Raw genomic sequence first — 12,454 nt, forward strand, 5'->3', positions numbered from 1 at the left:
GTCAGTCTATTTTATCGATCGTGTAACGTTTGTCGCGCTTCAGTTCCTTCAGCAGGTCATTGACTTCGGCCTTGAGTTCAATGATGCGTGATTCACGGCCGGCAGAAACGGCGTTAAAGCGTTCGAGGTCTTTGATGGCATCCTTGAGTTCTTCTTCACGGGCTCGCTGGGAATCAACATCGTTCTGCAGCCGGTTATTCAGTTCGGTCAAATGCCGTGCTGCCAGACGCTGTGTCCGGTTGAAGAGCGTGATCAGCGGAATGGCCAGCAGCAGCATGCCGATGGCGGCGATGCCCATACGCAGCAGCTGGTTGCCAAGCTGTTGTTCAATATGCCGGCTTTCCTGCGCCGTGGCATAAAGATGGCCCTGTTCCGGAGTATCGGGTTTGTAGATCAATGCATAGCGGATTTTCCCGAAGGCCGGGTGAATGGTTGTAAACATTTCGGTGGCATGCCGGCCTTCGGCGGCCATTTGAAGGATCCGGTTTTTCAGTTTTTCCGTCAGCAGCAGCTCGTGTGCAAGACTGCGCTGCTCTGAACGGCTCTCTGTTGAGCCCGAAATGATAATGTTGATTTGATTCTGTCGCACGGTTCCGGCGAGCACCGCGCTGAAGTTGCCGTGCAGGGCAACGCGTTCAAGCTGCTTGCTGGCGACCACAAATTCAGTATTTTCCGCGCTCGCATTCTGTTCAAGTTCTGTCAGCGCATTACAGTTCAGCAGTTCCTCCAGTGCAAATGCCGCATCGACCAGTGCTTTGTCGACATAGTTGTGGAGTGCACGGCTGTGGGCATTGAAGGACCACAACGAAAATAGAATGACGCCGGCCACGTAAACTGCGGCAGCCAGAATAAATGTGCCATATCGATGGGTAGGCCGGTCAATCATTAGAGATCATCCGTTGTGGTTCGATATTTTTTAAACTGGCCAAGCTGCTGAAGCAGCTCGTTAACCTCGGCTTTGAGCTCCAGCGTTCTGCGTTCGCGGCCACGCATGAGCTGATTGAACCGTTCCATATCCTCGAGCGTTCGCTTGAGGCGTTCTTCGGCCCGGTTCTGTTCTGTGACATCGTGCCAGACATCGAGGACTCCTACGGCGCGGCCTTTTTCGTCCCGCAATGGAATCTTGCTGATCTCCCTCCATGCGATGCTTCCATCCGGTCGGGCATAGGATTGTGTGAAATTATAAAGAGGATGATTATTCTGAATAATATCCTGATCGCGCTCAACAACAGCAAGGGCCTGTTTGGGGTCAAACAGGTCGTACGGCGTCTGGCCCACAACGGAATCAAGTGATTCAAGCCCGCATTCCCGGATATAGGTTTTGTTGCAGCCGAGATAGATGGAATCTTTATCTTTCCAGAAAACCGACATGGGAATGGAGTCCATGATCAGTTGCAGCATGCGCTGTGATTCCCTCCGGGCGTTTTCGGTCTGCTGCCGGCCGGCAATATCGCGGGCTACTCCGAAAACGGCTTTCCGGTTTTTCCAGAATCCCTGGAAGATACTCATCTCTACGGGGATGGAGCCGCCGTTTTTAATCTGCAGCGGCATGTTGGCCGTGGTTGAGCGTTCGGTCTGCATGTAGGCCATGAGGCGGTAGACTTCGTCGCGGGCTTCCTGAGGATAGAGCTCGAAGAGGCTCATTTCACGGAGCTCATCATGCGAATAGCCGAGCCGTTTTTCAACGGAAGGGTTGGCGTGCATCAGACGTCCATCGAGATCGCAGACCAGCAACAGGTCATCGATGGTTTCAAACAGGTTCTGGAAATTCCGGTTTTCTTCTATGAGGGCATCTTCGACACGTTTATTCAGCGAAATATCCTGAATCAATCCATTCCAGATCAGCTGGCCCTCTTCGGGATTCGCAATGGCGCTGATATACAGCCATTTGAGATTTCCCTCTTGATCCAGCAGGCGCAGTTCGAGCTGAATGGGGGAGCCGGTTCTGGACGTTTCGAGTGCCGCATTCAGGCGGGGAAGGTCATCTTCATAGATATGATCATAAACCAGACGGGCATCCGCAAGAATCCGGTCATGGTCCACCCCGAGAATCTGCTCAACTCCCTGGCTCAGGTAACGGAATGAAAATGTTCCGTTTTCTGATTGTGTCAGCTGAAAGATGGCCACATTCGGAAGATGATCCTCCATCAGTTCAATATGATGAATACTTTTTTCCAGTGCCTGGGATTTCTCGGAAAGGACGGTGCGCAGCTGTCTGATCCAGAGGAGAAGGGCGATGATTGCAAGAACGGCTGCGGAAAACAGAACGGGACCCACGATGCCGGCCTGCAGCAATCCTGCTTGTTCCGGTTCCGTAGCATGGGCACACATTACGGTTCCCGGAATCCCAGCTGCTGCAAAAATCCATCTCAATCTGTTCATTCTGTTAGCCGTCGCCATTTTTTCGGATTCACATTTCTCTACTGTTTAATAGCTAGAAAGATGCCACTGTTAAAGAGAAATCAATACTTCATGGATTTCGCAGAGGGGCAACCCGACGACATTGGTGTATGATCCGGATATTGCTTTCACCATGTGAAGTGCTCCGCCCTGAATTGCATACGCTCCCGCCTTATCCATCGGGCAGCCCGAAGCAATGTAGTCGACGATCTCCTGTTTTTCCAGTATTCGGAAAACCACCTGCGTGGTCACGGAGAAAACGTTGCTCTTTTCCTTTGTGCGGATACAGACCCCGGTGATCACTTCGTGCGTACAGCCCGAAAGAGCGGAAAGCATTTCAAACGCATGGCCGCTGTCGCGGGGTTTTCCGAGAATCTGCCCGTTCAGAACCACAATGGTGTCAGCCGCAATAACAGTTTCGCCGGGGGTGGCGGGAACAGCGGCTGCTTTTTCAGCGGCAAGTCGTTCTGCAAACGCACGGGGCGGCTCATCAGCTCCGGGGGTTTCGTCAATATCGGGAATACGAACCTCAAATTCCACGCCGAGAGCCGCCAGCAGTTCGCGCCGGCGCGGCGAAGCGCTGCCGAGAATCAGTTTTCCAAGGTTTGGATAATTTTGCATATACGGAGAATATGTTGCAGAGCGGGCTTTTAAAAGCCCGATCTGCATGGCACAAGAAACGCATGCAAAACGTTAAAATCCTGCTGGGTGGAGTTCCGTTCGGCCGAAATAATGTGGGTGATGAAGCAATCCTTGAATGTGTAGTTGGATTGCTGAAAGAGCTTGCGCCCGGCTGTTCCATCACCGTCAGCACCGACAGCCAGCAGGAGACCGAAAACCGACTGAACGTACGAACGGTACCGCTGTTCGGTTTTCAGCCGGCCTACAGTCCCCGTCAGATGGAAGAGGAAATTGCCCGGGCGGATGTCTTCATCTGGGCCGGTGCAACCGGTCTTTCCGACTATCCGGAAATTCCGCTTTCCATGCTCGAAATTGCCCATCACCGGCAAACAAAAACGGTACTTTGGGGGGTCGGCATGAACGATGAGCTCAATCCGTATCTCTATAAAGTGCTGCCCGGGAAAAAAAGGCTGCTGTTGAGGCTGCTCACCGTGCTCACACTCAATCGCATCAATTTCATTCAACGTCTGGAAGAACGGCGCGAGGCGAGAGCCCGCAATAAGATTGTAGAAGAACTCAACCGCTGCGATCTGGTGGTGCTGCGCGATCCGGAGACGCTCAATGCAGTGCATCACTGCGGAGATGTTCCGGATGTAATGGTCGGTGCCGATTCCGCCGAACTGCTCCAGCCGTCACCATGGGACCGGGTTTGTCTGACCCAGGAGGCCCGGGCGATACTCACATCCCCTGCGCGGAAGATCGGCCTGTGTATTTCCGCACAACGGCAGCTCGTGCATGAAAAGGAATTGATTGAATTTCTGGATCAGCTGGCCGACCGCGATTACCGCATTGTTTTTCTGCCCATGAACCACGCAACCGATGCACCGCTGATGGAGTCCATGCGCGACCGGATGCAAAACAAAATGCACTCCGTAGTCATCGGCGGGAAACGCACCCCCGGTGAAATTCTGGCTATTGCCGGAAAGTTGGATCTGGTGATCAGCAGCCGTCTGCACCTGTTGATTCTGGCATCGGTACTGCATATTCCAATCATTGGAATCAGCCGCGGCAGTAAAGTGGATAATTTCCTCACCATGTTCGACCACGTTTCCGCCGGAAGTGTGGATGAATGCGACTTCGAACATATGCAGGCGGAACTCGACCGGCTGATCGAAAGCCGGGCCGAATTCGAAGAGGTCAGTACCGCCGTGCACGACATGCTGCTCCAGCGATTGGAAGACGCTAAGGTGCGGTTGACCGAGGTGCTGAAACAATCCTTGTGAATTTCATACATTGCAATGTATGAAATTATAGAAAAGCTATAAAAATAAAGCCCCCTGTTTTTTCACACATTGCAATGTGTGAAAAAAGCAAGGGCTGACGGTAGGGTCAGGAGGCGGAAAGAAAGTCCGCAATATCCTGGGCTGTCGTGTCAGGCGCGAGCATGGCTTTCAGGTCCAGGCGGGCCTGTATCGCTTTGCGAACCGGTTTGAGCAGTTTCATTTTGCCCAGCAGCAGACAGCCGGTAAAGCGACCGTCGCGCAGCATAAACATGCGATAACCGCCATCCGCATAATCCTCAATCATCCGATAACTGCCGTCGACCGGAGTAATCACACCGATACTGAGCATCGGCTTCCCAACCACTTTAATCATATGCGAGCGTGGAATTCCGCCGAATTCCGTTGGAACGCCGGCTGCGTTCATGCCCGCAATTTTACCCATATACATCGCCGGCGCCCAGGCCCCGTAGCGCACCCCGTCGTGTTCCGCCACATCACCGACAGCATAAATATCCGGATTGGATGTACGCAGGAAATTATCCACCAGCACGCCCTTTTTCACCATAAGCCCGGCTTCTTCCAGCAGCTCTGCGTTGGCCCGGTCGCCCGCAGTGATCACCACCACATCTGCCGGGATCAGCTGACCGCGCTTGAGGTGTACGCCAGTCACGTGACCGTCGCCGATAATGCAATCCGCCTGGGCTTTTGCAACCACCTCCACATTCAATTTTCCGAGGTGCTGCTTCATCACTTCGCTGCCCTCCGGATTCAGCTGCAGCGGCATAATGTAGTCGAACGATTCCAGCACCGTAACGCGGGTTTTCTGTTTCGCCAGTGCAGCCGCCGTTTCCAGGCCCAGAATTCCGCCGCCGATACACACCACATTGGTGTTTTCATCAATTACGTTCAGAATGCCCCGCACATCATCAGCCGTCCGCACCGCAAAAACATTTTCCAGATCCGCCCCCGGAATCGGCGGAATAAACGGGTGCGACCCCGTGGCCACAATCAACTTGTCAAATTGGATCGTATCGCCGCCTTCAAGTTCAACCGCCTTCTCCGTGAGCAGGATGCGGGTCACCGTGATCCCGTCACGCAGATCAATATTCCGCTCCGCATACCACGTTTCCGCATGCAGCGGCAGATTCTTTTCCTGAAAATCCCCCGCCAGCATGCGCGTCAGATTCAGCCGCCAGTAAGGCAGGCCCTCTTCTTTTGATAAAAGAATAATTTCCGCATCCGGGGCGTGTTCACGAATCGTCTCCGCCGCTGAAACCCCGGCAATGCCGGCTCCGATAATCACCACCCGCTCGTGACCCGGATTTCTCCGCTCCGGTCGAACCGTCGTTTCAATTTCCTTGAAATCTTCGGGTTTTGCATCGCAGATCGGGCATATTTCCGGTGCCTCATCGCCATAATGCAGATAGCCGCAAATTGAACAACGCCACGTTTTTTCCGAATTCTTCTCCATCATTCATCCTTTCATACCCGAAGTAAGACGAAATCAGTATCATTTTAAAGCCCGTAACCTAAATAAAAAACGGTGAATGATTCACGGCTATTGACCATTTATCTGATCCCGAATAATTCTTCCGATCGGGATTGACTCACTCCCGAATATTCGCATAATTCGCGCTTCGTTTTTCCAACCACGGGAAAACCCCTGCCGGCGTAGCTCAGTGGCAGAGCAACGGATTTGTAATCCGTTGGTCGTCAGTTCGACTCTGACCGCCGGCTCCATTTTAAAACCCCGTATTTCCTAGTAAATGCGGGGTTTTTATTTGTTTTAGGGCAATTATCCCCCGCATTTAACTCCACGCAACATTTTGCACAATTTACATCAGTTAAGGGCGAGTTAAGACAAGGTAAGACAAGGTAGTCTTTCCGTGAGCCACTGCTTTATGTCTAAGGAATGTTTCCGGCGTAAACTTATTCAGCGTAGGGAGCCAAGATTGTGGCGACCGATACTCTTGAAGTGGTGCAAATTACATTCGTCAGTCATATGGCCGTTTTTCAGCCCGTTCCGTATTCCTGCAGGTAATGAGTCTGAGGGGTAATCGACGATTCCAGGAGCTTCCCGTGAGCGTGAGGGTGTCGGAAACGACCTATCCGTTCGCTAGTTCGCCCCGATCTTCCGGATATCAAGAAAATGGTCGAGGTCGCAGATGTCGTACAGGTAGCTCCGGGTTCCTATTCTGATATATGGGATGATCCCGTTTGAGGAAAGGTCGGATAAGTGCCTGCGTGAGATGCCCATATTTAGCGGCTGCGCCGGCTTTCAGGACTCTCTGCGTCTTACGATTGATTTCCCAGTGCTTGGGTGGTTTTGACGATCGCAGGTTCAATTTCCCTTCAAAGCGTCACATGACATTTTCGTATTCCTCTGGGCTGACGGTTTCGTCAGCGTTCAGTAACATACGAATGGCTTCGGTTGTACATGGTTTCATGGCAGATTTCCTGCTTTTTCCTGACAAGGGCATTTGCGGATATTTTTGATTGAATTAGTAAAAAATACTATCTCTGCAGATTAGATCTTTTCAAGTGGTTCTGCTTGCTCGTTAGGCGCTTCATCAATACCCTGATTCAACTTATGTTATTGAGTTTTCAGGGGCTGGAATGGTTGAGAAGGATGCATATCGTAAAGGCATAGATGATTCGCAGGGAAGCGGTCATCGGCAGCGCCTGCGCGAACGTTTTCAGACATCGGGGCATCGTGCTTTGGCCGACTACGAGTTTTTAGAGCTATTGCTGACCTATTCCATTCCCCGAAAAGATACCAAACCCCTGGCTAAGGAGCTGATGAAGGAGTTTGGCTCATTCTCGGCCGTACTTGACCAATCCCAGGAAAAATTGACATCAATCGATGGTTTGGGCTCTCGGTCGGCATCATTGATTCGTCTTGTCCGTTCAGCGATGCACAAATATCTGGAAGAACAGGTTGAAAACAGACCGACCATCTCGAAGCCGGAAGACATTGCCAGCTTTGTGCGCATTCATATCGGTTCCAATGATCGGGAATGCGTGATGCTCATTTGTCTGAATGATGCCAACAAGCTGCTTCATCATGAAATCGTCAATGAAGGTTCGATTCGCAGAACCCCGTTTTATCCACGTGACATCTTGAAGCCCGCCATTCTGCACAATGCGACCGGGGTGATCATTGTTCATAATCATCCAAGCGGAGAAGCCATTCCTTCTGAAGCGGACCACGGCATGACGAGTAAGTTGGAGTCGCTTGCCGGTGAACTGGATATTCGCCTGATTGATCATTTGATTACGACGCCGAAGCAAACGCTCAGCCTGAAGACCGGGAGGCTGGTGTGAGCAACTTTGATTTTTTAATGGAGCAATGGCCTGAAGTGGCTGAAATGGGGGTTTTGGCTGAAAAGCACCTTTACCAGGACCCCAATGCGGCGCTCATCAAACTTCGTTTGCTTGCCGAAACGCAGACCAGGTATCTGATTGCCTACGAAAATCTGAATGAACCGTTTGACGGGACCCAGATCAAACGACTCAATCTCTTGCAAAGCAAAGGCATCATTCCGGATACGCTCGGCCCGCTTTTCCATTCTATTCGCAAGGCTGGAAATCGAGCGACGCACGAAGGTTTTGGGAGTGTGGAGGCGGCCCAGACCCAGCTCAAGGTGGCGTATCGTTTGGCGGAATGGTTTGCGAAGACCTACAGCACCGGCCACGTCACGGTTCAGCCCTTCTCCATGCCGGAGCCTGCCGAGAGCCAGGAAGAGCTCGAGTTTCTTGCATCCGAACTCATTCGGGCCAATGAACAGCTGGAGCAGGAAAATTCCAAACTGCTGAAAAAGCTGGAAACGGTAAAAGGGCAGGAGGTCACCAAAGAGCAGCGTTCCGAGCGTCGGAAGTCTTCTGCACGGGTTTCAAAGAAAATAAAACTGTCGGAAGCCGAAACCCGGCAGCTCATTGATGATCAATTAAATGCGGCGGGCTGGATCGCCGATACCGTGAACCTGCGCTATGCCAAAGGGACCCGGCCCGAAAAGGGCAGGAATAAGGCAATTGCAGAGTGGCCCACCGCTTCCGGCCCTGCTGACTATGCCCTGTTTGTCGGCATGGATCTCATCGGTTTTGTTGAAGCCAAGAAATGGGACAGGCAGGTGGTGTCCGATGTGGGTCAGGCTAAGCGCTATTCCCGGGATGTGGAAATCAAAGGAGAAGAATCCTTCATCGCCGGGCCCTGGAACCAATATAAAGCCCCGTTTATGTTCGCCACCAATGGCCGTCCGTATCTGCAGCAGCTGAAAGATAAGTCCGGTATCTGGTTCCTGGATGGCCGCGAACCGACCAACCACCCCAAACCCCTGCACGCGTGGTATTCTCCGGAAGGTCTTAAAGATCTGCTCAAACACAACATTCCGGAAGCCTGTAAGAAGCTGGGACAGGAACCCTTTGATTATCTTGGACTCAGAAGGTATCAGGAAACCGCTATCCGCAAGGTGGAAGAAGCACTTCAAAATAATCAGAAGAGCATACTTCTGGCTATGGCAACCGGTACCGGAAAAACCCGTACTGCACTCGGATTGATTTACCGAATGATTAAATCCGACCGTTTTAAGCGCGTTCTGTTTCTGGTGGACCGCAATGCCTTGGGCGAACAGGCCAGCAACAGTTTTCATGATGTTCAAATCGAGGACTTTCTCAGTTTTGCCGAAACGTTCGGGGTAAAGGACATCACGAAAGCCGACGTGGAGTCGGATACGCGGGTCGATGTTTCCACGGTCCAAAGCATGATGCGGCGTATCATGTTCAACTCCAATGATGCCAATATCCCCACGGTCGACCAATACGATTGTATTGTCGTGGACGAAGCTCATCGTGGCTATACCCTCGACCGGGAGATGAGCGATACCGAACTTGAATACCGCGACCAGAACGACTACATCAGCAAATACCGCAAGGTCATTGAATACTTCGATGCCGTAAAGATCGGGATGACGGCCACGCCCGCACCGCATACCGCAGAGATTTTCGGGAAGCCGGTCTATACCTACAGCTATCGGGAAGCCGTAATTGATGGATGGTTGATCGATCACGAACCGCCGCACCAGATCACAACAAAGCTGTCCAAAAGCGGCATCAAATGGAAGAAAGGTGAAACGGTGCCGGTACTGGACACAAAAACCGGCGAGGTGACGAATCTTGAAGAGATTCCGGATGAACTGAACATTGAGGTGGACGGGTTTAATCAGAAGGTTCTAACCACAAAGTTTAACCGCACCGTGGTTAAAGAGCTGATCAAGGACCTCGATCCCAACGGGGACGAAAAAACGCTGATCTATGCCGCCACGGATGACCATGCCGACACCGTAGTCCGTATTCTCAAGGAAGAGTTTGATGCAATGGGATGCCCGGTTGATGACGATGCCATCCAAAAGATTACCGGATCAATCGACAGGCCCTCCCAGGCGATCCGTCATTTTAAAAATGAAAAGTTTCCCAATATCGCCGTCACGGTCGATCTGCTGACGACCGGGATCGATGTGCCCGCGATTTGCAATCTGGTCTTCATCCGGCGCGTCCGCTCGCGCATCCTGTATGAACAGATGCTGGGAAGGGCAACGCGTCTCTGCCCGGAAATCAAGAAGGACCACTTTAATATCTACGATGCCGTCCGCATGTATGAAGCCCTTGAAAAGGTGACGAATATGAAGCCGGTCGCGCCGAACCCCAAAACAACACTGGTGACTCTGGTTGAAGAGCTGCTCGATATGGACGACCCGGATAAACAGAAACTCCACATCGATCAACTGGTTGCCAAGCTGCAGCGCAAAGCACGCGGCCTCAAAGGCGAAGCGGCCGAAAAATTCGAAACGCTGACCGGCGGGGTGACGATTACCGAGTTTATCAAGGACCTCCGTGAAGCCGAGCCGCAACAGGTGCACACCATCGTGCAGAACAGTCGCAGGTATTTTGAGTTCCTCGATGAAAACAACCGCCAGCCCAGACGGGTACTGATCTCGAATCATGAAGATGAGCTGGAGTCGCATACGCGCGGGTATGGGAAAGCCGAAAAGCCGGAAGACTATCTGAACGAATTCAAAGCCTTCATTCTCGACAACATGAATAAGATTCCCGCGCTGAGCATAGTCTGCCAACGGCCGCGGGAACTCACCCGGCAATCGCTGAAAGAGCTCAAGCTTGAATTGGATCTGCATGGTTTTTCCGAAAAGACCCTGCGCGTTGCCTGGCACGAATGGACCAACGAGGATATTGCCGCCGATGTTATTTCGTTCATCCGGCGGCAGGCGCTGGGGGATCCGCTGCTGAGTCATGAAGAGCGCATCAAAAATGCGGTGCAGAAAATCCGCGCCATGAGCGATTGGACCGCGATCCAGAAAAACTGGCTGGACCGGTTCGAAATGCAGCTGATGAAAGAAAACATTATTCAAAAAGACGACCTCAACGAAGGGGTCTTTCAGGAAGAAGGCGGGTTCAACCGCATCAACAAAATATTTCAGGGCCGGTTGACAGAGGTCATTGACCAACTTAACGAGGCTCTATACCCAGAGCAAAGGATGTATGGATGAGTACGGTAGAAATTGTTCAGAAACTATGGAATCTATGCGATGTGCTGCGGGATGACGGGATTACCTATCACCAGTATGTCACCGAGCTGACCTATCTGCTGTTTCTGAAAATGGCCAAGGAAACCGGTCAGGAAAAAAATATTCCCGAAGGGTATCGCTGGGACGATCTGACCAAGCTGCAGGGAACTGATCTGAAGAAATTTTATGAAGAGCTGCTGCGCCACCTTGGGGGAGAAAAGTCCAAAGGACGCATCAAGGAAATCTATGCCAATGCCCGAAGTGACATTCAGCATCCGGCCAACCTCGCCAAGCTGATTTCCGAGCTGAACAAACTCGATTGGTATGAAGCGAAGAAAGAGGGTCTCGGCGACTTGTATGAAGGGCTGCTCCAGAAAAACTCGGAAGAGAAAAAGTCGGGAGCCGGACAATATTTCACACCACGCCCCCTGATTGATTCCACGGTAAGGTTGATTCAGCCCGAATTGGGCGAACGCTGCTTTGACCCGGCGGCCGGAACCTTTGGGTTCATGATTGCCGCCAATCAGTATGTGGAGTCGAAATCAAACAAGTTTGAGTGGTCGGCGGCCCAGCGGGACTTTCAGCGGAAGAAAGCCTTCTCCGGCGTCGAGCTGGTGCAGGATGCGCATCGTCTGGCGCTCATGAATGCCATGCTCCACGATATTGAAGGCGAACTGCTGCTGGGTGATTCGCTCTCCAGCAGAGGGGAAAAGCTGAAAGACTATGATGTCATCCTGACCAACCCTCCCTTTGGCAACAAAAAAGGCGGGGAGCAGCCTTCGCGCACGGATCTGACCTATCCCACGTCCAACAAACAGCTCAACTTTCTGCAGGTGATTTACCGGTCACTCAGGAAGAATGGAAAATCGCGGGCAGCCGTTATTGTGCCGGACAACGTGTTGTTCGAGGCCGGAGCGGGCACAAGCATTCGCCGCGACCTGATGGACAAGTGCAACCTGCATACCATCCTGCGGCTGCCGACCGGAATTTTCTATGCGCAGGGCGTGAAAACCAATGTGCTGTTTTTCACGCGCGGAAAAACCGAAAAGAACAATACAAAGAGGGTGTGGGTCTACGACCTGCGTTCCAACATGCCCAGCTTTGGTAAACGCACCCCGTTCGGCGATGCCCATCTTGCCCCCTTCGAAAAGGTCTATGGCAAAAAGGCTGATGGTTCCAGTGTTCGGAAAGAAGGGGAATGGAGCTTTCTCCCGGACGATGTGGAGCAGACCGAGGAGAATTCCCGCTGGCGCTGTTTTTCCAGGGATTGGATCCGCGACACCAAAGGCGACTCGCTCGATATTTCCTGGATCAAAGACAGCGACAGCGTCGACGCCGCCAACCTGCCCGAACCCAACGAACTCGCCGCCGAAGCCATGGGAGAGCTCACCGAGGCCCTGCGCGAACTCGATGGTCTCATGTCCGCCCTCGGATGCGCCGATGAAGCCGATGCCCAGAAAGCCCTGCTCGCCGAAGTCCTCGGCCTCGGAGGCGCAGAAGCATGATGGCTTGTAAAAAAGTAGAACGGGCGTCCCGCCCGTTTATCCACGCTCGGCCGAATGTTGAGGTGGC

The 12,454-nt window shown here is 52.3% G+C and carries 8 protein-coding genes and 1 tRNA gene; 5 read left to right on the plus strand and 4 right to left on the minus strand.

Annotated features, from left to right (window positions below):
* Position 1: 1 nt before the first annotated feature.
* The 3 genes from P9H32_RS05975 to P9H32_RS05985 form a co-directional block, all read right to left on the minus strand.
* A complete protein-coding gene (locus P9H32_RS05975; RefSeq protein ID WP_322607973.1) occupies positions 2–886 on the minus strand; it encodes a hypothetical protein in 885 nt (294 codons plus the stop codon).
* Positions 886–2,382, minus strand: coding sequence for a PAS domain S-box protein (locus P9H32_RS05980; protein ID WP_322607974.1), 1,497 nt, complete (start codon positions 2,380–2,382; stop codon positions 886–888). The genes P9H32_RS05975 and P9H32_RS05980 overlap by 1 nt, the downstream gene beginning before the upstream one ends.
* A 69-nt stretch (positions 2,383–2,451) precedes the next feature.
* Entirely contained in the window at positions 2,452–3,021 is a 570-nt protein-coding gene (locus P9H32_RS05985; protein WP_322607975.1) for a Maf family protein, read from the minus strand.
* 62 nt (positions 3,022–3,083) lie between these two features.
* Between P9H32_RS05985 and P9H32_RS05990 the strand changes: the two genes are divergently transcribed.
* The gene (locus P9H32_RS05990; RefSeq protein WP_322607976.1) at positions 3,084–4,304 is read left to right on the plus strand and encodes a polysaccharide pyruvyl transferase family protein; all 1,221 of its coding nucleotides are present in this window, start codon (positions 3,084–3,086) and stop codon (positions 4,302–4,304) included.
* 106 nt (positions 4,305–4,410) lie between these two features.
* Here P9H32_RS05990 and P9H32_RS05995 read toward each other — a convergent pair whose 3' ends face one another.
* Positions 4,411–5,778: an FAD-dependent oxidoreductase gene (locus tag P9H32_RS05995; protein ID WP_322607977.1), complete on the minus strand. Its 1,368-nt coding sequence runs from the start codon at positions 5,776–5,778 to the stop codon at positions 4,411–4,413.
* A gap of 191 nt (positions 5,779–5,969) precedes the next feature.
* Here P9H32_RS05995 and P9H32_RS06000 point away from each other — a divergent pair.
* From P9H32_RS06000 to P9H32_RS06015, 4 genes are all read left to right on the plus strand, one after another.
* Positions 5,970–6,044: transfer RNA gene (locus P9H32_RS06000), tRNA-Thr, on the plus strand.
* Positions 6,045–6,920: 876 nt separating this feature from the next.
* Positions 6,921–7,628, plus strand: a complete 708-nt coding sequence (gene radC, locus P9H32_RS06005; protein WP_322607978.1) for a RadC family protein — start codon at positions 6,921–6,923, stop codon at positions 7,626–7,628.
* Complete coding sequence (hsdR, locus tag P9H32_RS06010; RefSeq protein ID WP_322607979.1) at positions 7,625–10,864, plus strand: type I restriction-modification system endonuclease; 3,240 nt, start codon at positions 7,625–7,627, stop codon at positions 10,862–10,864. Before radC ends, hsdR begins: the two co-directional genes overlap by 4 nt.
* Positions 10,861–12,387: a class I SAM-dependent DNA methyltransferase gene (locus P9H32_RS06015; RefSeq protein WP_322607980.1), complete on the plus strand. Its 1,527-nt coding sequence runs from the start codon at positions 10,861–10,863 to the stop codon at positions 12,385–12,387. The genes hsdR and P9H32_RS06015 overlap by 4 nt, the downstream gene beginning before the upstream one ends.
* Positions 12,388–12,454 lie beyond the last annotated feature (67 nt).

Source organism: Pontiella agarivorans (assembly GCF_034531395.1).
GTDB lineage: Bacteria > Verrucomicrobiota > Kiritimatiellia > Kiritimatiellales > Pontiellaceae > Pontiella > Pontiella agarivorans.

Coding starts and splice junctions, on each gene's coding strand:
- P9H32_RS05990 (WP_322607976.1), top strand. CDS start 3,084: ATGCAAAACGTTAAAATCCTGCTGGGTGGAGTTCCGTTCGGCCGAAAT.
- P9H32_RS05985 (WP_322607975.1), bottom strand. CDS start 3,021: ATGCAAAATTATCCAAACCTTGGAAAACTGATTCTCGGCAGCGCTTCG.
- P9H32_RS05995 (WP_322607977.1), bottom strand. CDS start 5,778: ATGATGGAGAAGAATTCGGAAAAAACGTGGCGTTGTTCAATTTGCGGC.
- P9H32_RS06015 (WP_322607980.1), top strand. CDS start 10,861: ATGAGTACGGTAGAAATTGTTCAGAAACTATGGAATCTATGCGATGTG.
- P9H32_RS05975 (WP_322607973.1), bottom strand. CDS start 886: ATGATTGACCGGCCTACCCATCGATATGGCACATTTATTCTGGCTGCC.
- P9H32_RS05980 (WP_322607974.1), bottom strand. CDS start 2,382: ATGAACAGATTGAGATGGATTTTTGCAGCAGCTGGGATTCCGGGAACC.
- radC (WP_322607978.1), top strand. CDS start 6,921: ATGGTTGAGAAGGATGCATATCGTAAAGGCATAGATGATTCGCAGGGA.